The organism is Moorena sp. SIO4A1 (assembly GCF_010672065.1).
Taxonomy (GTDB): domain Bacteria; phylum Cyanobacteriota; class Cyanobacteriia; order Cyanobacteriales; family Coleofasciculaceae; genus Moorena.
The window spans coordinates 29270-56137 of the sequence record NZ_JAAHHX010000044.1 but is presented as its reverse complement, the minus strand read 5'-3'; the positions used below and the strand labels follow the sequence as shown (position 1 = coordinate 56137).

Annotated in this window: 21 protein-coding genes and 1 pseudogene; 14 read left to right on the top strand and 8 right to left on the bottom strand. The window is 42.3% G+C overall.

Features of this window, described 5'->3' with window-relative positions; translation table 11 throughout:
* The 6 genes from F6K53_RS24655 to F6K53_RS24630 all read left to right on the top strand — a co-directional run.
* Nucleotides 1-809, top strand: an 809-nt coding sequence (locus F6K53_RS24655) for a sulfotransferase family 2 domain-containing protein (protein ID WP_293082519.1), incomplete at its 5' end; no start/stop codon positions are given.
* 771 nt (nt 810-1580) lie between these two features.
* Entirely contained in the window at nt 1581-2069 is a 489-nt protein-coding gene (locus tag F6K53_RS24650; RefSeq protein ID WP_293046215.1) for a hypothetical protein, read from the top strand.
* Between the two features lie 243 nt (nt 2070-2312).
* On the top strand, nt 2313-2900 hold the full coding sequence (locus F6K53_RS24645) for a Uma2 family endonuclease (RefSeq protein WP_293071194.1): 588 nt from the start codon (nt 2313-2315) through the stop codon (nt 2898-2900).
* A 3-nt stretch (nt 2901-2903) separates the two neighbouring features.
* Nucleotides 2904-3566, top strand: coding sequence for a type I restriction endonuclease subunit R (locus F6K53_RS24640; protein ID WP_075903010.1), 663 nt, complete (start codon nt 2904-2906; stop codon nt 3564-3566).
* Nucleotides 3567-4226: 660 nt separating this feature from the next.
* Nucleotides 4227-5198 (top strand): tetratricopeptide repeat protein, encoded by a 972-nt coding sequence (locus F6K53_RS24635; RefSeq protein WP_293071192.1) that lies wholly within the window; start codon nt 4227-4229, stop codon nt 5196-5198.
* Between the two features lie 75 nt (nt 5199-5273).
* Nucleotides 5274-5435 (top strand): hypothetical protein, encoded by a 162-nt coding sequence (locus tag F6K53_RS24630; protein WP_158069770.1) that lies wholly within the window; start codon nt 5274-5276, stop codon nt 5433-5435.
* On the opposite strand, the gene F6K53_RS24625 is transcribed toward F6K53_RS24630, so the two are convergent.
* Nucleotides 5381-7177, bottom strand: a complete 1797-nt coding sequence (locus F6K53_RS24625) for an FkbM family methyltransferase (protein ID WP_293071189.1) — start codon at nt 7175-7177, stop codon at nt 5381-5383. The two genes, F6K53_RS24630 and F6K53_RS24625, sit on opposite strands and share 55 nt — an antisense overlap.
* Nucleotides 7178-7179: 2 nt before the next feature.
* On the bottom strand, nt 7180-7308 hold the full coding sequence (locus F6K53_RS24620; protein ID WP_293071187.1) for a hypothetical protein: 129 nt from the start codon (nt 7306-7308) through the stop codon (nt 7180-7182).
* A gap of 224 nt (nt 7309-7532) precedes the next feature.
* On the opposite strand from F6K53_RS24620, the gene F6K53_RS24615 reads away from it, so the two are divergent.
* Entirely contained in the window at nt 7533-7658 is a 126-nt protein-coding gene (locus tag F6K53_RS24615; protein WP_293046225.1) for a hypothetical protein, read from the top strand.
* Here the strand turns inward: F6K53_RS24615 and F6K53_RS24610 are convergent.
* Nucleotides 7607-9664 (bottom strand): tetratricopeptide repeat protein, encoded by a 2058-nt coding sequence (locus tag F6K53_RS24610; protein ID WP_293071185.1) that lies wholly within the window; start codon nt 9662-9664, stop codon nt 7607-7609. The genes F6K53_RS24615 and F6K53_RS24610 overlap by 52 nt on opposite strands.
* A 369-nt stretch (nt 9665-10033) precedes the next feature.
* Between F6K53_RS24610 and F6K53_RS24605 the strand changes: the two genes are divergently transcribed.
* Nucleotides 10034-11917, top strand: coding sequence for a glycosyltransferase family 2 protein (locus F6K53_RS24605; RefSeq protein WP_293071183.1), 1884 nt, complete (start codon nt 10034-10036; stop codon nt 11915-11917).
* A 360-nt stretch (nt 11918-12277) separates the two neighbouring features.
* Here F6K53_RS24605 and F6K53_RS24600 read toward each other — a convergent pair whose 3' ends face one another.
* The 3 genes from F6K53_RS24600 to F6K53_RS24590 form a co-directional block, all read right to left on the bottom strand.
* Entirely contained in the window at nt 12278-12784 is a 507-nt protein-coding gene (locus F6K53_RS24600) for a DUF6209 family protein (RefSeq protein ID WP_293071181.1), read from the bottom strand.
* Nucleotides 12785-13486: 702 nt separating this feature from the next.
* Nucleotides 13487-14281, bottom strand: coding sequence for a sulfotransferase domain-containing protein (locus F6K53_RS24595; RefSeq protein WP_293071179.1), 795 nt, complete (start codon nt 14279-14281; stop codon nt 13487-13489).
* On the bottom strand, nt 14281-19767 hold the full coding sequence (locus F6K53_RS24590) for a tetratricopeptide repeat protein (RefSeq protein ID WP_293082516.1): 5487 nt from the start codon (nt 19765-19767) through the stop codon (nt 14281-14283). Before F6K53_RS24590 ends, F6K53_RS24595 begins: the two co-directional genes overlap by 1 nt.
* A 748-nt stretch (nt 19768-20515) precedes the next feature.
* Here F6K53_RS24590 and F6K53_RS24585 point away from each other — a divergent pair.
* Entirely contained in the window at nt 20516-21010 is a 495-nt protein-coding gene (locus F6K53_RS24585; protein WP_075903022.1) for a TIGR00725 family protein, read from the top strand.
* Here the strand turns inward: F6K53_RS24585 and F6K53_RS24580 are convergent.
* Nucleotides 21007-21174, bottom strand: a complete 168-nt coding sequence (locus tag F6K53_RS24580) for a hypothetical protein (RefSeq protein WP_293020520.1) — start codon at nt 21172-21174, stop codon at nt 21007-21009. The two genes, F6K53_RS24585 and F6K53_RS24580, sit on opposite strands and share 4 nt — an antisense overlap.
* 230 nt (nt 21175-21404) lie before the next feature.
* On the opposite strand from F6K53_RS24580, the gene F6K53_RS24575 reads away from it, so the two are divergent.
* The 5 genes and pseudogenes from F6K53_RS24575 (at nt 21405) to F6K53_RS24555 (ending at nt 26363) form a co-directional block, all read left to right on the top strand.
* Nucleotides 21405-21833: a hypothetical protein gene (locus F6K53_RS24575; protein WP_293064429.1), complete on the top strand. Its 429-nt coding sequence runs from the start codon at nt 21405-21407 to the stop codon at nt 21831-21833.
* A 480-nt stretch (nt 21834-22313) separates the two neighbouring features.
* Nucleotides 22314-22559: pseudogene (locus F6K53_RS24570) on the top strand (hypothetical protein).
* A 518-nt stretch (nt 22560-23077) separates the two neighbouring features.
* The gene (locus F6K53_RS24565; RefSeq protein WP_293064431.1) at nt 23078-25015 is read left to right on the top strand and encodes a DUF5995 family protein; all 1938 of its coding nucleotides are present in this window, start codon (nt 23078-23080) and stop codon (nt 25013-25015) included.
* A 201-nt stretch (nt 25016-25216) separates the two neighbouring features.
* On the top strand, nt 25217-25414 hold the full coding sequence (locus F6K53_RS24560; RefSeq protein ID WP_075906455.1) for a DNA-binding protein: 198 nt from the start codon (nt 25217-25219) through the stop codon (nt 25412-25414).
* Between the two features lie 328 nt (nt 25415-25742).
* Nucleotides 25743-26363 (top strand): hypothetical protein, encoded by a 621-nt coding sequence (locus F6K53_RS24555; RefSeq protein ID WP_293020506.1) that lies wholly within the window; start codon nt 25743-25745, stop codon nt 26361-26363.
* Nucleotides 26364-26386: 23 nt separating this feature from the next.
* On the opposite strand, the gene sodX is transcribed toward F6K53_RS24555, so the two are convergent.
* Nucleotides 26387-26734, bottom strand: a complete 348-nt coding sequence (sodX, locus tag F6K53_RS24550) for a nickel-type superoxide dismutase maturation protease (RefSeq protein WP_075903030.1) — start codon at nt 26732-26734, stop codon at nt 26387-26389.
* Between the last annotated feature and the right edge of the window lie 134 nt (nt 26735-26868).

Genomic DNA, 26868 nt, shown 5'->3' with positions numbered 1-26868 from the left:
CCTACTCCCTACTCCCTACTCCCTACTCCCTACTCCCTACTCCCTACTCCCTACTCCCTACTCCCTACTCCCTACTCCCTACTCCCTACTCCCTACTCCCTACTCCCTACTCCCTACTCCCTAAAACCCAGGACTTTTTCCCTCATCCAATTAATAACTGCTATAAAATGAGACTATCACACAAGCATAAATTCGTATTCATTGGCAAGCCCAGGTCTGGTGATACTACGATTAGACAAGCACTAGATCCTTACAGTGATATTGTTAGTACAGATAAACCGCGATACAACCATCCCCATGTGCCAGCATCTATGGTTCAACAGCATTTTGAACGCATGGGTTGGGATTGGAATAGCTACTTCAAATTCACTTCTGTTAGAAACCCCTGGGATATGCTTGTCTCTGTGTACTCCTTTGGAAATCCTGATCACAATGGCTTCTACTTTTGGGAGAAACAACAGTACAATCCTAACAAAAAAATGCCTTTTACCGAGTGGATCACTAAAGGAAAATCATGGGATATCAAGGCAGGTAAGCACTTAACTGATTTGTCGGCTTACTCACTGTCTTACTCGGCACTTGATGAGGATAACACGTTTCTTGTGGATTATGTTATCCGTTTTGAAACTCTAGAATCAGACGTAACTTTATTGGAGTCTCTGCTAGGACTGAAGCTGAATTGTCCGAAGATAGAGCAAGACAAACATAATGATTACACTAATTATTATAATCAGGAGTCTATAGACAGAGTCGCTAATTTATTTTGGTATGACATTAAGTATGGCAATTATAAGTTTGGGATGGCGTAGTTGGCTAAGGCAATAGGCAATAGGCAATAGGTAATAGGTAATAGGCAATAGGCATGCTAGCAAGAGCATGATCGCGCTGCTGGCGTAGGGTGGGCAGTGCTTACCTTCGAGATTGTCAGGTTTTAAATTGGTATTATGCACTGCCGACCTGAGGATTAATTTTATTAAAAATGTAGACAATTAAGTACTATTTTATAATTAAGTTACTGTCGGTGGGCAGTTCCTATAAAAGCTATCGAGCCTACCGAAAACCCCGGTGAGGTTATGACCACCTTGATTCGATTTTTCTACGTAGACTAGGATAGGGTTTTGCCAGGGTTTGACGCCCTGGCGACCAGTAATTGTGGAGGTTATTTTTAAGCTATCAGCTATCAGCTATCAGCTATCAGCTATCAGCCAATGGCCAATGGCTGACCACTGACCACTGACCACTGACCACTGACGAATGTATTAGTTGATCAGTAGTTATTCAGATTTGAATGCAGTTAAGCTGTAGTTGTTGACGTTTACACAATAGAATTCGGTCAAGCATTGGGGTTAACCAAAACTTGACCGATCTTTTTTTTTATTAATATGCTGTATCCCTTGCTACACAAAGGTAGATACCAGTTATATTACCCTGTCAATACCCTTTAATGTAAAATTTTGTTGCAGAATTAATCATTTCTGGGAAACTGAAGCACACTTAAAGGTGTCAGAGAAAATCCTAGTGAAATTACCTGTGAAATTTGGCTGAAACCGATTGTTGATATTCTGGGAGAGGAGGTAATTTTGGCTGGAAAAATTCCCGCTTTAATGGTTGCTGTCCACTTAGACGCTCTGTATCTGGAAAGCGATCGCGTTGTAGTAGAGGCGATGACAGATTTTAGCCGCCTTCCTTATTTTGATGGTAAGCGAGACGTAAATCATAATATTGCCAATATTAGTGAAGAGATTGTTTCTCAACCTTTTCAAAATCAGAATTTGTATCTGAAAGCGGGAATTCATTTACATTGGGCGTTGCCAGATGCTTTGACCAAGGGAATTCAAGTTACTGATGACAATAAGCAGACTAAAACAGTTTTTCCACCTGTTCCTAATCCTTGGTTAGTGACACGCAGTAACAAGGATAACCAGATTGAAAAGCAATGGGTGGTAGAGAGTGATTATCTCTATCCTGAAGGGAAAGGAAGTCAGGTGGGTAGTATTGCTTATCCCAACAAATTGGGTCAGCGTAGCTCAGAATTTATCAATCCGTCGCAGGGCACCAAGCTAGAATAGAATCGGAAAATCCTTACTGCCTAACGCACCCTACCAACTGAACTACAGGATCAAATATAGCACTACACATTAAGGTGTTTGACATGGATACAAGCAGCAAAAGCTGTTGTAGTCAACTTTAGCATGCATGGCTTTTGCCTAAAGCCCTTGCGCGTAGCGCTATACTGAGCGGAGTTTGCAAGATACACCTATCCTAAAGAGTAATGGCAACTGAACAACGATCGCAGCATCAGGAACATTAATATGGTGATTCAAACAGAAAAACGGTACTACACGCCTGAAGAATACTTGACATTAGAGGAGGAAGCGATAGATAAACATGAATATCGAGATGGAGAAATCATCCTCATGACAGGAGGCACGACAAATCACAATCAAATTGCGCTCAATTTCTGTCGCAAATTTCCTTTGACAATTAAGGAGCAAGAATATTATATCTATATCAATGATGTCCGCTTGTGCATAGCGCAATATCGCCTCTATACCTATCCTGACGTAATGGTAATTAAAGGAAAACCAATCTATGAAGGAATGGGTAAGACAAACGTAACCAATCCTTCACTCATTGTGGAAGTCCTTTCTAAATCGACGCGGGATTACGACTGGACGGATAAATTCATATATTATCGTTCTATCCCTGAATTTCAGGAATATATTTTAATCGATCAATATCGTTTTTATGTGGCTCAATATTTTAAGCAAGAGGATGGGCAATGGCTTTTCAATGATTATCAAGGGGGAGAATCAGTTTTAAAATTGGCTTCAGCTGATTTTGAAATTTCGTTTCAAAATTTGTATGAAAGAGTAGATTTTGAGTTGGATGAAGAGTGAATAATGATTCAAAATTACCCCATTTCCAAAACGATCGCTACCTTAGCTGACTTGAAGCAAAGGTTTAATTTATCTCCTACAGATAATGACCTTTTCTTTCAGGAATGGCAACAGGATTTACCTCAACTAACTGCTCAAGAACAAGAGAACCTAGACCAAATTCAAAGACGATTTTTACGTCATAGAGAACGAAGTCCTCTCCCAGAAGGTGTGATTAATCAATTACTAATTGGACCTTTACTTACTTTGGCAGGTTTATATGATGAACCTTTCTATGTCACTACTGAAACGACTGTTGAAGTGGAAGTAGAAGACAAGGATGAAATTTTACGAGGTCGAATTGATACTTTAGTTATTGCACAACAACTTTGGGTTCTCTTGGTTGAATCTAAATCTACTATTGCTTTTTCAGTAGCTTTACCTCAACTAATGACTTATATGATGGCAAATCCTAATCCTGAACGTCCTGTCTATGGTATGATTGGTAGCGGGGATGAGTTTTTGTTTGTTAAAATGTTGACCGAAGGTGTTCCCCAATATGATTTATCTAATCTTTTTTATCTGCTGCTACCTCGTAGGAATCAGTTATATGATGTCTTGCGTATTCTGAAGCAAATTGCTAAAATTATGGGTGCAAATATTGGGGTAATGAGTGATGTAAATTGAAGAGCGATCGCCTCCAAAACAGCTCTATATTCAATCTCGTAGGGTGCGTTAGACGGGAAAATTGTCAGCTTAGATCAGAATTTATCAATCCGTTCAGGGAACGGGAGTTGTGTTTTAGCCTTCAATGGTCATATTGTTGCCAAAGCTCAGATGCACCGGAAAAAACCAGGAAAAATGGACAAACAAAGACTACAAGCATACCTGAAGCTGATCGAGCAAGTGCTAACTTGTCCCAGTGGTGAAGAATTCCAAATTCTTGAGAGCAACCGTGAGTTAGCTTCCTCCGCGAGAAGCCCCACACCTCAATGCGCAGCATGAGTGTTTAAAGTTACCGTAAGGATAGGGTCGCCTTTATGGTTAGTCGGTTATGCGAAAAGGGTTAAAACTTTTTGATTAAGGCGACCCTATCTATCGGTTTCGTCTCCAGGGATGAATCGCGGGCAGGAACTCTGATAAACAGCCTGAAAAACGTTATAATAAAAATAGCAGGGAAGACAAATTAAGAGCTAACCGCCACCTGCGTGTTTAAAAATAGAACTTTTTGTATTGTTCCGGTGCGGAGGGGCATCCCGTATCGTTAATAAAGCTTACCGAGTATCCTAAGCAATAGCTGGAGTTGGTAAGAAGCCCACACTGAACCGTGCTTGTCAGTGTGGGAGTATGTCACTGGATTCAGAGTTATTGCAGGTAATGGCACAAGTAGCAGAACAACTGACAACAGAGGGCAAGCAAAACAGCGCTGAGGTTTTACTGGGTCTGAGGAGTGAACTTTTAGACATGCTGGGAATCTCAGAAACCCCTACCTCAGCTAATCCCTCATCCCAAGACTATCTGGAATTTTTGACAGAGGTATTGCTGGCAACTGACAACAGCGATAGCGACCCCAAAGTGATCTACCCACTCCTGGCAGCCAACCTAGACAAACTTGATGATAAGTTGATCGATATCCTGGAAACCTGGGCAAGTCCTAAACTCTCAGAAGCTGAAGCAGAATACATCGCTAGAGTTATTTGGGAATTCAGCCACCTGATCCAGCAGTTTCCCCTAGGCAATAAAGCCAATAACATCGAAATCGCCATTGCTGGTTACAAACAGGTGCTAAAGGTCTTTACCCGTGAGAGTAAGCGGGAAAGTTGGGCAGCGATTCAAACTAACCTGGGGGAAGCCTACAGAAACAGAATCCGTGGGGACAAGGCTGAGAATCTAGAACTTGCCATTGCCCATTACCAACGAGCATTGTCAGTTTACACCAAATCAGATTTCCCTATCTATTGGGCAATGACTCAAACCAACCTAGGGGAAGCCTACAGAAACAGAATCCGCCACCACAGGGCTGAGAATCTAGAACTTGCGATTGCCCGATACCAACTAGCCTTGTCAGTTTACACTCAATCAGACTTCCCCTACCATTGGGCACAGACTCAAACCAACCTGGGGGAAGTCTACAGAAACAGAATCCGTGGGGACAGGGCTTATAATCTAGAACTTGCCATTGAAGCATTCCAACAAGCTTCGTCCGTTCGCACCAAACAAGACTTACCCATGGCTTGGGCAATGACTCAAAAAAACTCTCAAAACAACCTTGGTCTTCCTATAGTCACAGAATCCGTAGTTATAAGCAAGACAATCTGAAAAAAGCGATACAGTTGTTTGATTCAGCAGTGGTGCGTTACGGGTAGCAACCTAACCCTGACTACGAGGCGAAACATGAATGCCCCCCTAACGCACCCTACCCAACTTTATTATGCACTCCCCACCCGACTCCCGACTCCCGACTCCCGACTCCCGATTCCCGATTCCCGATTCCCTACTCCCTATTTCTTTTTAAGAGAAACTAATGATGGGACAAAAGCAGAGAGTCGTAGATGAATTATCTTCGCTTGATTAAATAAGCCATCTTTGATCAGGTGAGGCAGAGGCTGTGGTCTGACATTGTAAATATTGTTGTCTATGACCTTTACTTTGCCTCCTTCTTGCTCAAAGAAACCCGATTGTAATAACTGGTTGAAATAGTACTGGTCAGCAAAATGTCCGGCTCTCATATCTGAGTCATTTCGTTGGGAAATCATAGTAATCCAGCCATCAATCATTTTAGTAATGAATTCGCATTTTTTAAAAGCGAATACTCCTGTATTAATGTATTTATGGGATTTATATCCAATAAATTTATAGGGGTGTTTACTATAGTCAACATTAGGTTCTCTGGCTATACATAAATCACAGTCATCTAGTAAGGAAAATATCTCGGAAATATCAGCAACGACTAAGGTGTCTGTATCAAGAAATAGAGTTTTTTGATAAGGGCTATTTTTCAAGATGTCTACTTTGAGTTTATGAGGATTTTTATTTTCGTTTAAGGGATAGACTGTACAACCATCTAACTCCCCCATGGCGCAATCAGTAAATAGGGAGATGGGGATGGTAGGATTGGATTTATTGAAAAATTTATAAGCATTAAGAAATTCTTGTTTAAATTTTTCACCAATGGCTAAAAAAATGACACCACAGTCGTGGCTTGTGTCCTTCTTTTGACTAGGGTTGCCTTGGAAACCTTTACTATGGTTTTTACTATGGTGTTTATACAGACCTTCTAATAAAGCTTCGCCAAAATTATCTTCTGACCACTGGAAGTTAGGGTTAAGGGACATCCCTAAGCGATACTCAGTTACTGCTTCAGCTGCCATGCCTTTTCGGGCTAGGGCTTTGGCTAAGGTGATATGATACTGATGGTGATCAGGGTTCAGTTCAATGGCTTTACGGTAAAATGCGATCGCAGATTCCAGATGACCTTGTTTCTCCAAGACATCCCCCAAGTTGTGATCATAGGAAGATATGGTGGGATTAAGCCCAATCGCACGACGGTAAGCGATGATAGCTTGATCAAGCTGATTATTTGCTGTGTAAGCTTCCCCTAATTTATGCTGGAAGCCACAGAAGTATTGTGCTTTTGCTGGTACTGCCAGTACATCAATTCTCTCAGTGTTGAGGCTGGTCTTTGGTTGTATTGGTTGTAAATCGTAATCATGTCGCTTCAGAAAATCGTAAATCTCTTGTCGATTCCCGAGGGTTCGTTTAAATACTTTCTCGTTAATCTCAATCACCATCCGAGGTTGATGTTGATAGATAGTCTCTTCCGCTCCTTTGAGGGCTTTCAACTCCCAACCTTCTACATCAAACTTGATCAAGTCTAGCTGGCTAAACTCAAAGGAATCTAATGGAACAGCTCGAATGGTTTGTGAGTTCTCTGAATAGGAGCAAAAACTCTCTCCTGTATTCGGTCGAATCACCAAATTCAGGGTTTCTTCTTGGTCTGAAAGGGCATAGTTATAGGATTCTGCCCCTGGTACATTTAACGTGAGACATTCATAAGCTTCTGGCAGGGGTTCAAATGCTAACACTCGACCAGTTAGGCCAACTTTATTCAAGTAAGCAATGGTGTGATCGCCAATGTTGGCACCAACATCTATGGCAACACCACCCCTTGGTATATGGGGTAAAATCCCCCTCAGCAGTGATTGATCGTGATCTAAGCGTCCTACTTTTGGGATTAATTGAGTCCTGTAGGTATCATCTGCAATTAATGCAATACCATTCCAAAATTTGATTGCCATAGTTAGGTTTTAAAGGGAACAGGTAATAGGGAATCGGGAATCGGGAAAAGGGAGTAGGGAAAAGGGAGTAGGGAGTAGCGGATATGGGAAAAAATCCTGGGCTCTTCTAGAGTAGTTATGATATATAGCAATTCTACGACTTGTGAGGTACAAATTTCTGGGTTTTAGGGAGCAGGGACTTCGGAGCAGGGAGCAGGGAAGAGGTAAGAGTAACCCACCCCTAACCCCTCCCAGGAGGGGAAGTGAGGGAAGAGGGAAAAAATAATGTGTACCTCATAGCTACGAGAAACGCTATAGGGTTTTTATCTGGGTTGTAAACACACTTCTTGCCTTCAAACTTTAGCATGTATGCCTCTTGCCTCTTGCCTCTTGCCTGTTCCCTATTCCCTATTCCCTATTCCCTATTCCCTACTCCCTACTCCCTACTCCCTACTCCCTACTCCCTACCTTGCCTTGTTTTTCCAAAACCCTGGTCAACTGAGCGTTTACTTCATAATTTTCGGGTTGGATCTCGAGGGCGATTTGGTAGAAAATAATGGCTTGGTCTAACTGATTTTGTTTAACTAATGTATTGCCTAACTGTAGATACAGTTCAGGATCGTTGGATTGTATCCCTAATGCCTTGTGATAATTATCGAGATTATCTGGATTAGTCCGAATGCCTCGACGATAACAGCTGATTGCTTGATCTAAATCTACTTGGACTCTTTCTCGAAGCACATTTCCTAATTTTTCCTGTATCTCGGGGTCATCTGGCTTTAACTGTATAGAGCGACGGTAAGACGCTACCGCCTGATCGGACTTTCCCAATTGAACCAATACACTTCCTAAACTACTGTGTAACTGAGGATGGCCTGGATTTAATTCAATAGCACTGCCATAGGCGGTAAGGGATTCATCCCAACGGTGGAGTTTGCTGAGGGCATTTCCTAAGTTTTGGTAAAATTCAAAGTACTGGTTGGGGGATAGGCCTATGGCTTGGTTTAAGGCAGCTACTGCTTCGTCTAACTTGCCGTGTTCAGTTAAGGCTAGCCCTAAATTATGGTGAGACCAGGGATTGTAAGGATTGAGTTCTATAGCTCGCTGGTAAGCTATTGCTGCTTCATCCCAATTCTGTTGTGTTAAGAGTAAATCCCCTAACCAATGGTAAGACTCACAACAGTTGGGATTGATATCGAGAGCATAGCGATAGGCTGCGATCGCTTCCGCTATTTTTCCCTGTTCTCGCAAACTATCTGCCCATTGGTGAGCGGCTAGCCAAGGGTCTTCTGATGGGGGTTCATAGTCTGGTTCTTGCCACTGTCCCAATGCTTCCAATGCTTTGCGCAAGGGGTAGTATAAATCAGGATTTTCTGGACTGAGGTCAATGGCACGACTATAAGCGGTAACTGCTTCCTCCCAGTGCTGGAGTTGGGTGAGAGCCTCCCCTAATTTTTGGTAAAACTCAAAGTACTGATTAGGGGATAGGGCTATGGCTTGTTGATAAGCGGCTACGGCTTCTTCTAGCTTCCCTTGTTGGGCTAAGGCTAAGCCTAAATTATTGTGAGTCCAAGGATTGTAGGGATTGAGTTCTATGGCGGATTGGTAAGCAGCTGCTGCTTCATGCCAATTCTTGTTTTCTCGATATAAATCCCCTAGCCAATGGTGAGACTCAAAGCGGTCGGGATTGGTTTCAATCGCATCGCGATAGGCTGCGATCGCTTCCTCCAATTGTTTGGTTTCTCGCAGAGCATCGGCTAAGCTCTCTTTAACCCCATTGATGGTGGGGTTAATGGCTATAGCGCTACGGTAAGCGGTAATGGCTTCATACCATCGAGTTTGTAAGCTCAGACTATCCCCGAGATTTTGGTAAACCCAAGCTGGCTGGTCTTGATTTAGTGCGATCGCATTTTGGTAAGAGGCGATGGCATCGTCTAAATTTCCCTGTTGCTGCTGACATTGTGCCAAGTTAGGATATACTACTTTGCCATTTTCTGGGTCACACTGACTTGCTTCCTGGTAAGCGCAAACTGCTTGATCAACTCGATTGCTTTGCCTCAGAGCATCCCCGAGATTTTTGTAGATCCAAAACGGATGGCTAGGATTGAGTGCGATCGCATTTTGGTAGGATGCGATCGCATCGTCTAAATTTCCCTGTAGTGCTTGAGCTTGTCCTAAATTGTGATAAAAATCCGGATGGTCTGGCTCGAACTGCATCCCATTCTGGTAAGCCACCATCGCCTCATCCAGTTTTCCTTGGGCTCTCAGAGCATCCCCGAGATGTTTGTAGACCCAAAACGACTGTTGGGGATTGAGGGCAATTGATTTTTGGTAGCTTGCGATCGCACCTTCTAAATCCCCCTGCTGAGCCTGAGATTGTCCCAAAAGGTGATAAATTCCTGGATTATCTGGCTGTAACTCAATTGCTTCCTGGTATGCTGCAATTGCTTCACTCTGTTGTCCTTGCTGTCTCAATTGATTTGCAATACTTACAGAAGTTTCAACCATAGCTAGTTCTAGTTGGGAGCGCATCCTAATACTGTTTTTTTATACAATTATTTAACGATGGTTAAATAATTGTATTCGTTCTAGCAGTTTCTCATCGAATTGATTGTGGTATCTTAGGGATTTCGCCAAAACTTTATTATAGCTAATCGCTTATACCTAACCGATTCTATTTTCTTATCTAAAATAGCGTTTGTATTGGATATATAAACCTTTGAGGTCTTTTTTTCTTAGACAATAAAACTTCGTAGCTCTTTACCCTGTTGCCTTTTGGCTCTTGCATGCATGGCTTTTTCGGCAAGAAGTGTGTTTACAACTCATATACAAACTCTATAACCATACCATCAATATCAACCATTAGCAATCAGCAAAATGGCGCAACCGTTGTATATCAAGCCAGATATTCGATCAACCCTAGGCATCAGCATTTTCACCATACCTAAGCCTTTTCTAGGTAACATTGGTATCATCCAGCACAACGCTATTACCAGCTGGACTTTGCTCAAACCCAAGCCAGAAATCATTTTATTTGGTGATGAAATTGGTACAGCTGCTATTGCTCAGGACTTAGGAGTTAATCATGTTCCTGATATCGAGTGCAATAGCTATGGCACTCCTCTACTGGATAGTGTATTTGCCCAAGTCCAGGAGCAAGCAATTCACGATATCATCACTTACATCAACGCTGATATTCTTTTACTGAAGGATTTTACCCAAGCCATTGAACAGGTCTGCCAACACCTAGACACATTTTTAATCACTGGACGACGCTGGAATCTTGACCTGTCCAAGCCCATAGAATTTCAGTCCCCCACCTGGGAAGAAAGCCTGTGTCAACAAGTCTATCAAAGCGGTTGTTTAGGGGCTCATGATGCTAAGGATTACTTTATCTTTCCTAAAAATTTATTTCCTACTATTCCTAAGTTTGCGGTAGGACGGGGATATTGGGATACCTGGATGGTCACTACTGCTGCTAAGAAGGGTTATCCCATAGTCGATGCCAGCGAAGTGGTGATGGCAGTGCATCAAAATCATAGTTACGGTCATCTGATCGGGGGTAAAAATGAGGCCCATATGGGTAAGGAAGCGCAACAGAATAAAACTATTGGCAATGTGCAAGGACAAGGCACGATTGCGGACAGCACCTGGCAGCTAAAACCCTGGCATGATCACGATTCACCACGAGTTAGTGTGATTATTATTGTTCACAACAATAGCGCGATAGTTGAGCGAGCAGTGGACAGTGTGCTGGCTCAAAACTATTCCGACTATGAAATTATTGTGGTGGATGGGGCTGGTAATCAGGGAACAGAGAATAGGGAGCAGGGAGTAGGGAGTAGGGAGGGATCCCCCCTAGCCCCCCTTAATAAGGGGGGGATGCGAGTAGCAGGGAACAGGGAGCAGGGAGTAGGGAGTAGGGAGGGATCCCCCCTAGCCCCCCTTAATAAGGGGGGAACAGGGATTAATAAGGGGGGAACAGGAAGTAGGAACCTTAGTAAGGGGGGAATTGTTATTAAAGGGGGATGCGTACGCAAATGGGGGGCGTTGTGCGATTGGCCTACGGCCACGCTACGCGAACGCGCTCTTGAGATGGCCCAAGGAGAATTTGTCACCTTTGTCGATAGTGACAGTGTTTTACTACCAGATGCCCTAGAGAAACAAGTAGCAGCATTTGACCGGGAATCCTCTACCCTAGATTTACTATTGAGTGGGTGGCAACTGGTTGAGGGAGAAAAAATAACCCAGGTGACGCCATGGCAAGAGTTACCAGATTTAGAAGACTTACACATCTGGAAGTTAGAGAAACTGTGGCAACCGTTGCGTCAAAGTAATATTATGTTTCGTCGCAGTCGTTTAGACCTAGTAGGAGGCTTCAATAGGGAATTAAATCAAGAGGCTGCGATAGTAGAAGTAATAATAAATCTAGTATTTTTGAGAGGAAGCCGAGCCCTGTGGTTGCCAGAAGCAACTTGTAGCTATTTTGGGCAAAGTAATACTATTGAGGAACAGTCTAGTTCAGTTTCTGAAGATATGAAAGAGGTGATTGATAGTATCTTTAAGCAACCAACAGTGAAGGGATGGATGCAAAAATTCAAAGCTAGAGCTTATCCTAAGGGAGTAGGGAGTAGGGAATCGGGAATCGGGAATCGGGAATCGGGAATCGGGAGTAGGGAATCGGGAATCGGGAGTAGGGAATCGGGAATCGAGAGTAACAAAAATAGGACTTACGCGGTTAACTTGATTTCGCCCCCCTAGGGTATGTCTTCTTGCCTCGGAGATCCCCCGTTGGTCCCCCTTAAAAAAGGGGGACTTTGACTATGGCTCCCCCCTTTTTTAAGGGGGGCTGGGGGGGATCATAATCTTGCGGAAAACTTTGAAAACACGCCCTAGCCCCCCAATTTTGGGGGTAAATTGAGTTAAAGTCCCCCAGAATTGGGGGATTTAGGGGGCAAATGCGTAAGTCCTAAAAAAATATTCAACCTTTAACAACCTTATTGAAAAAGCAATGCAGCCCGCGCTCCATTGCTTTTTCAGTTGCTTCCTTGGGGAGAATTCCAGAGCGAAACCTAGGTTACTTCACTGCTGATAATTTTATCCAGACTCAACAACTTATGATTACCAATACACTGGAAAAGTGTAATTTTGGCCGTAATTATTATCGATACACTGACCGCCGGTGCTGTCCTTGCCACTGAACCAGATTTCGAGATAATCACACTCAGGAGTAAAATCTCCAACCTTTACGAAATCGACTACTCCATCGCAGTCGACACCGCATTCAAGGCAGTCAAGGGCTTCAAGATCGGATTCAGTAGAACCGCTGCCCCAACCACATTCGGCGTGGGCTGTTACCTTTAAACTCTCAAAATCAGTACAACCGTATGGATTTGCAGGCTCAAGTAACCTTTGGGAGTCATAAAAAACATGAACTTCGTGGCCCGGCTCTATCTCACCGCTTTGGAATTGGACAAAGTCCAATGTGTAGGGATCGAGTGCAAACTGGAGTCCAGGATGAAGATCAGGAGCGTCCTGAGCCTGTGCAGAAGCTACCGTAAAGGAAGGCATCCAAGTCAGAGCTATGGCAATAACTAATGCCAATAGCGCATTGCGTAGTTTTTGCATAATTAATTTCCTGTGCTTATCGTAATGATTGGGTTAAAAAGTAATTAACCGAAAGGTTAACCACCCTCGTAACTATTTTTTTTTATGCACCCCTACAGAAGTTACTGCCCCAGCTTGTTTCTACTAGGAGCTCAAGTAACCTCCGATATACTAGACTAAAGTACAAAAACTTGTCAAGAGGAAAGACAGGAAATTTGTGATGGGTGGGGAGTGTGATAATTTTCTTTCCCAGAAATTTTTGCCAGCGGCAAAAGGGGGTTTCCCCCACTGGCGCTTTGCATAAAGACAGTTAGATATACCCGATAGGGAGTGGGAAAAACCTTAAATAATGCTTAACATTTAAGAATTATGAATTAAGAATTATGAATTAAGAATTATGAATTCTACATTCGGGAGCATGTCAGTTTTGTTAATCCCTGATTCAGATCCCCCTAAATCCCCCTTAGTAAGGGGGACTTTTGAATCTAATTCCCCCAGTAAGGGGGACTTTTGAATCTAATTCCCCCAGTAAGGGGGACTTTTGAATCTAATTCCCCCCTTTTTAAGGGGGGTTAGGGGGGATCTATATACATAATTACAAAGGTTAAATGCTCCCTCTAAATTCTACATTCTACATTCTACATTCTACATTCTACATTCTACATTCTACATTCTACATTCTACATTCTACATTCTTAATTCTACCTTCTTAATTCTTAATTCTTAATTCTCATACCCATACTTAATCAAGATAGGTTTAAAACATTCATTAAGCTTATCAATAGTAGCGGGTTTTAACTTTTCCTTATAATCCCCTGGGGTAACTTTACGGATGTGTGAGGCGGGATTTTCTTTAGTTGGAAAAATATCGTGCTTCTTAGCTATTTCCTCTATTTTATTCTCTTCAAGCTCTACTTCCAAAAAATCGATAATCTCCCCAACCCACTGACGCTTATGGAAAACGATATCTTCATACCTAAACAGTTTGAATAACTGATATTCAATCTTGCTGTACCTTTGAATTATTTTGCGAAATATAGGTGCTTGTTCAATCGCATACTGGTCTATATCCATGTCTTGTAGTCGCTGGCGATTTTTTGAAAGGGTATCACCTATCTTACCTGGGGGAATAACATGACTGTTCTTCATGGAAAAATAATGGGATACTACAATATCCCTAGGATCGCGGATTAGTAATATCTTTTTAAAGCCACTCAAATCGAAATCATTAAGATAGGTAGGGAGATATCGAGAGCCGTAAAAGCCATATCCAGTTTTGACAAAAAGGTCACATATATCCTTACCAAAGGCACTTTCTTCTACCCCTTGATTAAAGGAAGTTTTGGCAACACTAATCAGTGGTATTTTTAGGGTAAAACCGATATCTTCAATAATTTTGTCCTGCATCACACTCCCTGATTTGTGGAGCGCGAATACGAAAAAACTAGGAATAGCACCAGGGGGAGGTACGTCAAGATAGACTTTCTGATTGTCTCGTGTATATAGAATTTTTTCCATCAGGATTCCTGACTACCCTCCCGTAACGGTTCCCAATCGAGTTGCTCTGTAAAGGTAATTCCCTCAATCAGTACTGCTAAATGTCGATTGGACTGATCAACATGATAGGTCTCAGTCTTCAGGGAAAATAAATTGACGCCTTCAAGTAACGAAATCGGTAGGGTAAATACATTAACCTGATCGATCCCACAGTGATGCACTGCTACTCGCAATAGTAACTTACCCTGTTGCCAAACTTCAAGAAACTGACCCTGGGAGACGTTACGGCAGGCAATGACTAGCTGACCTTTCCTGGGATTACTGGCAATGATGGCAAACTCCCCCTCTGGCCACAGTAACCACTGGCTGGGACGAAAAAGACCAATTTCTGGTAATGGTTGCTCTAATGCTCCAAAACCCTGACGGGTATAACCTTGAATACCAACCCCAGAGATAATACTACTGTTGTTTTTGGCAATATCGCTTTTAATCGCTAGGGGTTGAGTAAGTTTGGCAGAGCCTACGGGAGAGTCTACTAAAAATTTACTCGCCCTGGGAATTTGGAGCTTATCGACCCAACCGCTTTGGTCTAAGGCCACCATAAAACTGTGATAGCTCGACTGTAAGGAGAAGTGGTTGGCTATATAAATAGCTGCGGTTTTCCCCAACAGGTCTAATTTGTGCCGGTCATAGTATAATTCTTTGATGACCTTAGCTAAGGCTTCTGGGGTTTTTTGGGTCACTACTCGTCCTGACACTCGATTCAAGATGGCTTCTTTGACACCACCTACTCCATAGCCAATGGCAGGTGTGCCACAGGCTGCTGCTTCTATAAAGGTTTGACCAAATGCTTCTTGAAGGGATGGCCCAATAAATATATCGGCAGCGCTGTAGTAATATCCTAATAAGGAGGGGTCCTCGATATATCCTGTACTCCAAATATCAAGGTTTTCTGCGATCGCAGAGCCATGACCAAAAGTAACCAGTAGGATATTATCGAGATTGGCAATGTCTAGGGCTTTGAGTAGATACTTAAATCCTTTGCGCTGATCATTTACAGATTGACTACCAGTGAGTATAATAAATTTATCCTGAGGTAAATTCAACTGGCGGCGACATTCTGCCTGGTCTAAGGGCCTAAATATATCTAAATCAATGCCATAGTAAATGCTCTGAAATTTACTTTCGCATTCTTGGAAATTCCGTCGAGGCTGGTGATAGTCAAAGGCATAACGAGCCCAATTAGTGGTCCAGTGACTATCCCCTAGCACTAACAAAGTTTTATAGCTCCCTAAAAGCCGATGTTTTTTACGAAAAGCGTCGGCTATTTTTTCTGATCCTAAGCTCGGGTATTCATGGCTAGTGGGACATTCGTGATCACATAGGGTGGTATAATTTTCACAATCCCCTACATAAGCACAGCGTCCGGTAAGTAACCACTGGTCGTGCATCACAAAGATAGTGGGGAAATGACTAGTAAGTCTTTCCAAAATGTCCAAGGGATTGGTCATATTATGGATATTGCCCACTACGACTAAATCCGGATTGAGACTAGCAATTAATTGATAAACCTCTGACCCTGTGCAGTCTACGGGAGTCAATGACCAGTCTAATGTGCCAGCAACGGGAATTACTTGATGCCCTGCTAAGGCTAAGGATTTGGCAATGCGTTGGTGAGCAATCCCAGCCCCTCCTAGAAATCCGGTATCGTTGAAGCACACAATGCGCAGGCTGTGGCGTTGCCCAGGCTCTTCTTTCGCTTTAGACTTAGGACAATTGAATTTAGTCCGCAGTGCCTCTGATACCGATAGTAATTCCGGCTCATACTTATCTTTAGTGCTAGTCTTTTGGTTTTCATGGATACGGTATTGAGCTATGGGATAACCTATTACCTGTAAGGTGGCTCCCTTGGCAGCAAATCGCGCCCACAACTCGTAATCCATACTGTAGAAGAGAGATTGATCTACTGAGGCACCACACTTTTCCCAAATGGTGCGGGTAAACATGACTTCTGGCTGATAGAAGAATTTCCCTGTTAGCCAATTCCTTTCTACATCTAAAATTTCTTCAAGGGACATCAGTCCATTAGCACAGGATGTCAAGTGTTGCTCTAGGGCTACGTCATCTTTAAACAGTTGACAGACACCGGCGACCACATCAGCACCACTGGTATAAAACGCTAGCGCTATCCTATATAAGGCTCCTGGGGCTAATCGGTCATCACTATTAAGCCAAGTCAAGATTTCCCCAGATGCGATCGCAAATCCTTTGTTCAAGGCTTCACTTTGGCCACTATCCGGTTCACTAACCACATAGGTAAGGTGGTCTCGATATTGATTAACAATGGTCATGGTTTCATCAGTAGAGCCCCCATCAATCAGGATGTGTTCGACATTGGGATAGTGCTGATGAATCACTGATAATATAGTTTCTTCGATAAACTCACCTTGATTCAGCGAAGGGGTAACAATCGATATCTTTGGCCAGGGGCTGCCATCAGGGAGAGTTTGGGGGGGATGAAAGGGTTGAAGGAAAACGTGGGGCCACTGAGAGCTATCGTCTTTTGTCCTAAGCTTTGAATTGATTGCTTCAAAGAGCCACTTAGACTTATCGTCTTTTGTCCTAAGTTCTAAATTATTAAGCTCTAAATTATTAAGCTCTGAATTATTAAGCTCTGAATTACTATATCCGTTTCGTTCTAAGGCTTCTCCTAAATTCTGGTATACGGAAACATGAAGACTGGGGTCAATATCAATGGCTTGTTCGTAACAGATAATCGCTTCATCCCACTCCCCAACTCTTGCTAAGGCTTCACCGAGATGACTATAGGCCTTAGCAAAATTCGGGTCAAGTTCGATAGCGTTACGATAGGCTGCGATCGCATCCAGCCACTGTCCAGTTTTTGCTAATGCTTGTCCCAAGTTGTAATAAGACCAAGGCCAATCGGATTTGACCTCAATCCCATGACGATAGGCAATAATTGCTTCATCCCACTGCTCCAAGGCTTGTAGAGCATCACCTAAATTTTGATAAGACCAGGGGAAATCTGGCTTGAGTTCAATGGCTTTTCGGAACACATCTGCTGCGTCTTGCCACCGTTCTAACTTAAGCAAGGCATCGCCCATGTTGTTATAAGACCAGGAAAACTCTGGCTGTATCTCAATGGCTCGACGGTAAGCTGTTACTGCTTCTTCCCACCGTTGCTGCTTAGCTAAGGTATCTGCTAAATTATGATGGGCTTGTCCAAGATTCGGTTGCAGTTGAGTGGCTTTGAGATAACAAGGGTAAGCTTGCTCCCATGCTTCTTGGTCTGTGAACAGGTTTCCTAAATAGAAGTAAGCTTTAGCATCTTGGGGATTGTTTTGAACTGCTTGCTGATAAAGGCTTAGCAGCTCTTGCTCTTGTCCTTGCTTTTTTAGCAAATCCCCTAGTCGATGGTAAGCTTCAGACAAATTAGGTTTCAATTGAATTGCCTGACGATAACAGGCTATCCCTTGGGCTAATTTCCCTTGGGCGGTTAAGGTATTACCGAGATTCAAGTGTTCTTCAGCCGATACAGTATTCGGTTCTAAGGTCAGAGCTTGATACCAATAATCCGCTGCTGCTTCTGGTTGATTGGTTTGAGTTAGAACTTTTGCTAAGTTACGGTAAGCTCCAGCAAAGCTGGGATTAATTGCGATCGCTTTTTGATAACATGCGATCGCATCTTGCCACTGCTGCCGCTGAGCATAAGCACTACCTAAATTTGCCTGGACTTTAGCTGAATCTGGATTTTGTTGAGCTGCCTTGATAAACGACTCAAGCTCTTGATCTAGGTCTAGATTAGACTGAGAAGCTCTAGAGTTAGGAAGTTGGGGGAGATGATTGCCGCCGCAGAGTCGTGGTGTGCGATCGCGAATTCTGTCCAATTGGTCTCGGTCTAATTGCTCTGGCTTTAATTGCTCTGGCTTTAATTGCTCTCGGTCTAATCGTTCTGGAGCAGTAGGGATAGGCTTTACGGTTGGATTGGTGGGATTAACGGTAATTTGAGATGGGCTAGGCACGATGGCAACAGTTGACGCTTTTATCGTCCCTCCTCTGTAACGTTTAGGGGGAGTAATTGACACCTGCTGCTGCTTCTGGTTGTCTACCAATTCAGGAACAATAGCCTGTTTCAGGGCATCAGAGGCGTTAGCTTGATTGTGGGTGTGACCATTGATCTGACTAGTTAACTGACCATTTATCTGATCAGCTGGTAACTCAGAAGCTGTTAACTGAGAAGCTGGTAACTGAGAACCGGTTCGATAAAATTGCAGTAATTTACGATAGCAAGCATTGGCCTCTTGCCATTTCCCCTGGCGATTCAATGCTTCTGCCAGGTTTTGGTAAGCTACCACCGACTGGGGATTCCGCTCAATTACCTGGCGGTAACAAGCGATCGCTTCTGTTACCAGACCTTCCTTAAATAACTGATTGCCTAGATTAAGGTAGTCCTCTGGTTTAGATTTATCCAACTCTAGCATCAGCTGATGATAACAGCATTTAAGCACTTCCTGTTGGTTTCCCACCTCAGTCCATACTTTAGCTAAGTTGCGATAAGCCCCAGTCAAATCGGGTTTTAGGTTAATCGCCTTTTGATAATATGCGATCGCATCTTCCCAATCCTGCTTACCAGCACACAAGCTACCGAGATTAGCATAAACTTCCGCAAAATCCGGCTCAATTTCCAAAGCTTGGCCATAGTGACCCATAGCTTCAGTAGTCTGACCCATGAACTGTAGCGCATTTCCCCAAATCTTGTAAGCCTGAGCCGTATCTGGGGCAATTTTAATGGCGCGCTCACAGGCAGCGATCGCCTGTTGCCATTGTCTTTGGTTCAAGTAAGTCTGCGCCTGTTGTAGATACACCGTGACTGCTTCCAAAAGACCTCCTGACTGATATTGTTTACAATCGCCCTCACCAGAGCTAGGAACACATTGATCTATAGATTGTTCTCTTGATTGTGACCGATCCCACTTGACGGTTTCTAGTCCAGCCAATTCAATCGCTTTGCGATAATAGGCACTGGCTTGTTCAAATTGACCTTGTTGCTTTAAAGTTGCTCCTAGACGTTGGTAACCCAAACTCGATTTAGGGTCTAGTTCAATAGCTTTGTGATACTGGGTCACTGCTTCATTTAGTTGACCTTTTGCCCACAGGTAATCCCCGTGATTAATACATGATTCCGCTGTTTTATGTTCTCCTGCTAGGGGGATAGTTCCTAGTTGCGATGCTCCAAAAGAGCCGCTACGCGAATGCTGATTATTATTTTGATTATTGTTTTGTTCTCTAGATGCTTCTGATGTCGATAACCAGTTAACTAAAGCAACAGGGGGCAGATCACCATTAGTCCCATGCCAATGAGGATAATGGAGTCGATGGGGAGTGATCAGGGTATCTTCTGCCATTGAGGGCAACAGATGATGTTTGGGGGATGGCGAACTAATCAGAAAGTATCGTTTGAGTCGATGGAACATTTCCAAAGGCAACAGAGAACAGCTGATCTGGGAGTAGGGAGTAGTGAGTAGGGAGTAGGGAGTAGGGAGTCGGGAGTCGGGAAAGAGAGGAAAGAGAGGAAAGTGTGGGAGGTGTGGGAGGTGTGGGGAGATGGGGAGATGGGGAGATGGGGAGGGGTAATAAAATTGACTATATCTGACCCTTACTAGGAAACGCTATCCTCTCAATCTACAAATTAGATATCGCTAGGAATTATAGCTAATTTTTATTAAAAAATGGGTTAATCAGTTATTGATAACTCAGTTTTGTTAAGGAAATTATTGGCAAACAAAATTATTAGCAGATAACTCCAATTGTCTGTGTGATTTAATTGACAATTAAGCACACCTTTACCTAAGTTTTACACAAGGTTTACAGACGCTTCATACTATAGCATTCAGCCGTCAGCCGTCAGCCGTCAGCCTAAGGCTCATGCTGCTTGAGGTGCTTATTTTATTGAAAAGCACCTCAAGCAGCACCATTTGTAGCACATACAGCGGTTTGCACTTCAATTAGGTACAAATTTATGGGTTTTTAGGGAGCAGGGAGCTTCGGAGCAGGGAGCTTCGGAGCAGGGAGCAGGGACTGAGGCCGTGGGCCACGCTACGCGAACGGAAGAGGAAAGAAGGAGAAAATCCTGTGTACTTGATAGTTATGCAAACCGCCGTAAGCTGATACGCGACACGCTGATAGCTATCTTAAGAGTTACTTTATTAACAGTCTCTGAGAGTTAAATAAGCCATGAGAAAAATAGTGGTTGGGGTAATGGGGCCTGGAGACAAGGCCACTGCTACTGACATTAATCGTGCGTATCGTCTCGGTCAACTGATTGCTGAGAATGGCTGGGTACTGCTGACCGGTGGCAGAAATGTGGGAGTGATGGATGCGGCCAGTCGGGGAGCCAAAATGGTTGGTGGCTTAACGATTGGTATCTTACCCACCAAGGACACTAGGGCCATGTCTGAAGCCGTGGATATTGCCATCGTTACGGATATGGGCAATGCTCGCAATACGATTAATGTACTCTCTAGTGATGTGGTGATTGCCTGTGGTATGGGCATAGGAACAGCCTCGGAAATTGCTCTGGCTCTCAAAAGTTGGAAAAAAGTAGTTTTGTTGAGTGACCATCGAGAGAGTCAAGAGTTTTTCTGTAGTCTGTCCCAGGAGAATGTATTTCTGGCAACAAGTCCAGATGCTGCTATTGAGTTGGTTAAAACTATTTTAAGTCAGGCTTAGATTTGTTTCAGACTTAGGCCGGATCGCAAGTAGTGTGTCAGTGCAACAGTTTTTGAGTGACTAAAAACAGCAGGGGGAAAATGCGTTCGCGTAGCGGCTCCATTCGCGTAGCGTGGCCCATTCGCGTAGCGTGGCCAATAGGCCAAGGCCAAGGAGCATCGCACTATTTCATGATCTGAAGTTTCCTGTTCTGTCTTCCCTAAATTTTGTTAGTTGAATACCATAATTTTCCTGTCTTGATGCAAAGCGCGAGTGGGTGAAACCTCCTTTGGCAGACTGAATCCCTTGTGTAGTAAGCTTTCCGAGTTTTTTAACTGGAACTAATGCACAAAAGGTACTGAAGACACCCTATAGGAAAGGAAGACTAAAGAAAGAAGTGTAACGATTTCGGACAATGCTCAAATTTCAATCTCTAGGCTTATCAATTATTTCCGCCTCGGTTGTTTTCCATAGTCAAGCACTTGCGTGTGTTCCCGAGTCTGTACTAGACCGGTTTACTAACTTTTATTTTTGGCAGGCTAATCCAGAAATGTCAGACAAGAGTATCAAGTCTCACCAAACACAGTACAAAAAAGAGTGGTTGGCTATTAAAGAGGTTTTGAAAGACAGGATTGTTTGGATGGAAATACCTAGCTGTTATGCTGATCATGGAGACTATGGTTATGAGGTGAAGGATTACGGGGAGACAATTACAGCATTAATCGATGCGGTATTCTATGCTAGTCACCCTGAGTTAAAGGGGCGTAAGTTAAGGCCAAGTGAAACCCACTTAATTCGAGAGTGGAACTTGATAAAACAGAGTTTTTTATATGATCCGTGCTAGTCAGCTTGGCATCCCAAGTACACAATAATTGACACAACACTTTTAATTATTATAGCGGTTTATAGTCTAATCAGGTACACAGGATTTTTTCTCTGTTCCCTGTTCCCTAAAGGCGTTGCTTAATCATGGAATGAATTAAAGAGCTTTGTGGAATAGGCATCTTGCCTGTTTCTAATCTTTTTCGGCATCTTGCTTCTAATCTTTTTCGGCATCTTGCTTCTAATCTTTTTCGGCATCTTGCCTGTTTCTAATTTTTTCCGGCGGGCAGGATGCCCACTCTACTCCTATTGATTTTAAAATTTAGCAACGCCAAAAATTTGTAACAAAAGTTTTTAAAATATGTTATAATATAAAAGTTTGTATGCTATAAGAAAACCATGCCATGAACGCTAAAACGTTCCATGACAAGAGCCAGCCGACAGATTCTCCACGGTCCAGAGGCTGGCTCTAGATCCCCCATCAAAGGAGACAAGATTCATTATGACTTATTACCAACGCCTACACCCGTGGGCTATTGTTCGCCTATTGCCGCAAATGCAACGGGTGGTTGTTGCTCGCTTCCGCAATCGGTCTAACGCCGTTCGCGTAGCGTGACCTTTGGTCAAAGGGGATTTAAAGGCTCTGAAACGGTTGATGCCGGATGCTGAATTTGTGATTGTGTTTGATGTTGGCTTTGATATTGGCAATGATTCTATGGGTGAAGAATCTAGGGATGACCGGGAATAGGGAATAGTTGGAGGTTGTGGCAGGAAACGGGCAAGATGCCCGTTCCACCCCTGATGCCGATGTCACAAGACTCTTAAAATTATTCGATTCTTAAACGCCCAATTTGTTGACAAGATGCTTTTACTCTGGTACTATAAAGGGAGCAAAAAAATAAAACTAATTTTATAAATTAGTGAGGTTTTCGTGAGTTTCCATATAAAATAGATCTTCAGGTTCAGTGCATCTTATTTCTAAAATCCCTACCTGATTTGAAACTCATACTATAAGTAACTTTGCGGAACTATTTCGCAAAGTTATCTGAGTAAGGCGTCTATAACTCAGATCAACTACCCCTGTCTGAGTTTCTATAATTTGGAATTATCAAAATCTTATCCTTCTGTATGAGCAAAACTGGAAGGTCGATTTTGAGTGAATTGAAGCGGATCAGGAGTCTTTTTTGGCAATTATTATCCAGAGCCCACAGAATGCGTGTGCTCTAGAGTTAGTCAAGTGTCTACCATTTATTAAAAGTAAAGTTCATGAACACCAAAAATATTATTAGGGTGATTTGTATTGCCTTGTTGACTTTTTTGTTAGTTATCCATGACTCGATTTTTATTAGTATTCCTGTTTTTAAAATCAAATTAGGCTTGACACAAGAAAAACCTGTTGCGTATGAAAATCAATTATTTGATATTCGTAAGATGCTGGAAACTGCAGGAGTTGAAAGAAACTCTCCAGAACACAAAGAACTTATTTGTTTATACAAACAATTACTAGGTATAAGAGATAAATTAAAGGATTATGCACAAAAATTCAGAGATGACAATAGTGATTATATCAATCTTTTTCCTCTAGCCTACTATCATGTGACAACTGAAGAATTATTGGCATTAAAAAATGGAACCTATAAGCATCCCAAAGAAAAAATGGAGCAAATGAATTTATTTTTTTATGATTATAAATTAAATAGAGATAATTGGGACTATAATCGAAAACAATTAGTTGAGCCACACTGGAAATATCATTTTAAAACTGCTGATAGAGAAACGAAAGGTACAATAGATTTTGCATGGGATGATGAGGATGTTCTTAAGACTGGCATTGACGCTCATATAAAATATGATCTTCCAAGAGCATTATATACATCATTTAAAATGATTGACGAAAATAGTCTAGATAACAAGCTATGGGATGATTTATCAGAAGATTTCAAAAAAACAGAAGATACCCTTAAAAAAGCATTCGACAAGGTTAAAGAAGAGCTAGACTACAACGGATTAATTAATCTACTTGATTTTTTATCCAATACAAGTGGAGCACAGCTTGAAGATGTTATAATCCTTAGAAACGAAGCCTGGAATGAAGCTCGAGATATTTATGTTGATACTACACGTACAGTTATACTAAATGATCATTCAAAGTATGAAGAAGATGCCAAACAAAAATATTGTCAGATTAGTAAGCCAGTAGAAAGAACTGGAAACAAAAAGAGAGGCAGAAATTTTGGTGATCCTCATCTATTTACGTTTGATGGTTATAGATATAGTTTTCAGTTAGTAGGAGAATTTATTCTAGCAAAATCTAATGATAATCTTTTTGAAGTACAGGTTAGACAGTCTCCTCTCAACAACTCTGTTGCAGTTGATTCTGCCATCGCTATGAAAATAGGTAATAATCGTGTTGGTCTTTACGCTGATGAGCTTCCTGATACTAATACTAATACACGGTTATGGGTTAACGGTGTTCCTACAACAATTGAGAAAGAACTGACCTTAAGTGATGGCGGAAAAATTTATCATCGGGGAAATAACTATGTATTTGAATGGCCAACAGGAGAAGAATTAATTGCTCAAATTAACAAAGGTGCAAGTACCCCATTTATCAATATCACTGTCTACGTCTTTGAGTCCCAAGCTAATCAGATATCTGGCTTACTAGGAAATGTCAACGGTGATCCTAATGATGACCTTCGGTTTAGGAACGGAGAAACTTTGCCATCTCGTGATACTTATGGTGATGTAGAAAATCTGCTTACCCGTGTATCTCCAGTGCGCCTTCCTTTAAAACCAGCCCTTAACCGTTACCTTGAACAATTGACCAAAGACTATGGTAATGATTGGCGTATCAGTCAAGAAGAGTCCTTATTCGACTACGCTTCTGGTCAATCTACTCAAACCTTTACCTTGAATAACTTTCCTGATGAGTATCTTTCTCTTGAGCAACTTTCTTCCACTGAATTGAGAGATGCTAGGAAAATCTGTACAGATAGAAAAGTAGAACCAGAGCTTATGGAAGGTTGTATATTTGATGTAGCTTTTTCTGGATATAGTGATTTTGCTCGCGCCGCTGCAAGACTATCTGAAGTTGCTAACCTTTTACGTGATATTGGTATTGATATTCCTGGTATAAAACCAAAGCCCCCAATACCAACAACACTTCCAGGGGGTATTAGAATACCAAAATTACCATTTTAATCATCATAGTGTGATATTGTTGCTTGACTCCATCGGTTTTACGGGATTAGCGTCCCGTTTTTTTTATGAGTCTATTAAACAGCTTTTTAAAGGACGCACTAGCTTAGTGATTGCTCATCGACTGTCTACTATTGCTGATGTTTAGTTGCCCACCTCTCCATAAATGCTATAATTGCCATACCCGATCAAGCTTTAATGGCTATGAGTTCTATCCAGATTACGATACCGGATGAGCGTTTGCAACAACTCCAAGACATTGCAGCTAACCTAAATGTTTCTATAGAAGAGTTAGTGTTGATGAGTGTTGAGCAATATTTAACTCAGTCAGAACTATCTTTTAATGATGCTACAGCATACGTTTTGCATAAAAATGCTGAACTTTATCGCCGACTGGCTTAATGCGTTATCTCACCGTCAGTGAAGTTTTAGAACTCTACTATCGAATTATTCACACCACCAGCGCTGGGACTTTACTCCCATAAACACCTTCAGTAGCGTGAGCCTAGGGCGTGTTTTCTTGCCTCGGAGATCCCCCATTATCCCCCTTAAAAAAGGGGGACGAGCGAGTATGGCTCCCCCCTTTTTTAAGGGGGGCTGGGGGGGATCATAATCTTGCGGAAAACTTTGAAAACACGCCCTAGCGCATTAGCTGATAGCTGACTGCTGATAGCTGAATTATTACTATGATAGATATGCTCCTAGAGACGATATCACACTACTCTAATCAATGCCCACGCTATTGAAATTGGCAATAATTGCCGCCCATCTATCGGTCTATCTGGTTGCTGCGGTTAACATCTGGATTTTTTCTTATTGGAGTCAATTCTATACTTCTGTAGTCAAGGTGCGATCGCTACCACTGATCTACTGTGGCTACGCTTGTTTTGCGATCGCTAACTCCTACGAAATTGCTGAACACATCGGGGATGACTGGGTTTATGTCAGCCAAATTTCTGATCTCAATCGGCTATTCTATACCTTCATTACTGCTGGCATGTGCTTGATTGCCCTAGGACTGAAAAAATCCCGCTTTCTGGATTTGATCTTAGTTGCCAGCACGGTTGCTGTTCCCCTACTTTATGGTGTTCAAGAGGGCAAAGAATTAATGCAGTTGGTGCAATTAGTTCCTTCGATAATTTTTGTCTATAACTGGTACGTAGTTATGAGGGACTGGCGAGTTTTTCTATTCCCATTATTCTCAAATGTGATCACTGTTGGTTTTGGTATTGCCCTGATTGTTACCGGACAGCAGGCGCTTCATCTGTTCGTTGGTTCTGCTTCAGCGATTGGCTTGCTAATTCTTGGGCGAGTGGCGTGGGTAAAACCAAAAAGGCATTCCAAGGGATAGCTTTGGGATGTTAAAGAAAATGACTAAAAAAAACGACTGGTTACTTTACCAATAATTTGTTGAGAATCCACTAAACCAAAAGAGCGGCTATCGGTACTTTCTAATCGGTTGTCTCCTTTCAGGAAACAACGTCCATCTTCGAGCACCAAAGTTACCCGTTTCACCAATCGCAAGTGGTTTTGGTAAGGGTGTCTAGCAACAACAATGTCACCAACTTTGGGCGGAATGTGCCGATAAGCTCTCGGATCAATTAAGATTTCCTCTCCTGGTTTGAGCAGGGGAGTCATGGATACTCCTGTAACTCGGAAGCGCAACCGTTTTCGCAATATCAACAGTGCTAGCTCAGGAATACTGTTTTTGGTAAAAAGCATTTGAATTAAGAATGTAGAATTAAGAATTAAGAATTAAGAATTAATAATTAAGAATTAAGAATTAAGAATTAAGAATTAAGAATTAAGAATTAAGAATTAAGAATTAAGAATTAAGAATTAAGAATTTTACATTC

Excerpts from the sequence above, each read along its gene's own strand:
- F6K53_RS24560 (WP_075906455.1), top strand. The coding sequence starts at position 25,217 with ATGAGTTCTATCCAGATTACGATACCGGATGAGCGTTTGCAACAACTC.
- F6K53_RS24600 (WP_293071181.1), bottom strand. The coding sequence starts at position 12,784 with ATGCAAAAACTACGCAATGCGCTATTGGCATTAGTTATTGCCATAGCT.
- F6K53_RS24565 (WP_293064431.1), top strand. The coding sequence starts at position 23,078 with ATGAACACCAAAAATATTATTAGGGTGATTTGTATTGCCTTGTTGACT.
- F6K53_RS24605 (WP_293071183.1), top strand. The coding sequence starts at position 10,034 with ATGGCGCAACCGTTGTATATCAAGCCAGATATTCGATCAACCCTAGGC.
- F6K53_RS24645 (WP_293071194.1), top strand. The coding sequence starts at position 2,313 with ATGGTGATTCAAACAGAAAAACGGTACTACACGCCTGAAGAATACTTG.
- F6K53_RS24610 (WP_293071185.1), bottom strand. The coding sequence starts at position 9,664 with ATGGTTGAAACTTCTGTAAGTATTGCAAATCAATTGAGACAGCAAGGA.
- F6K53_RS24575 (WP_293064429.1), top strand. The coding sequence starts at position 21,405 with ATGCTCAAATTTCAATCTCTAGGCTTATCAATTATTTCCGCCTCGGTT.
- F6K53_RS24595 (WP_293071179.1), bottom strand. The coding sequence starts at position 14,281 with ATGGAAAAAATTCTATATACACGAGACAATCAGAAAGTCTATCTTGAC.
- sodX (WP_075903030.1), bottom strand. The coding sequence starts at position 26,734 with ATGCTTTTTACCAAAAACAGTATTCCTGAGCTAGCACTGTTGATATTG.
- F6K53_RS24635 (WP_293071192.1), top strand. The coding sequence starts at position 4,227 with ATGTCACTGGATTCAGAGTTATTGCAGGTAATGGCACAAGTAGCAGAA.
- F6K53_RS24640 (WP_075903010.1), top strand. The coding sequence starts at position 2,904 with ATGATTCAAAATTACCCCATTTCCAAAACGATCGCTACCTTAGCTGAC.
- F6K53_RS24555 (WP_293020506.1), top strand. The coding sequence starts at position 25,743 with ATGCCCACGCTATTGAAATTGGCAATAATTGCCGCCCATCTATCGGTC.
- F6K53_RS24585 (WP_075903022.1), top strand. The coding sequence starts at position 20,516 with ATGAGAAAAATAGTGGTTGGGGTAATGGGGCCTGGAGACAAGGCCACT.
- F6K53_RS24630 (WP_158069770.1), top strand. The coding sequence starts at position 5,274 with ATGAATGCCCCCCTAACGCACCCTACCCAACTTTATTATGCACTCCCC.
- F6K53_RS24625 (WP_293071189.1), bottom strand. The coding sequence starts at position 7,177 with ATGGCAATCAAATTTTGGAATGGTATTGCATTAATTGCAGATGATACC.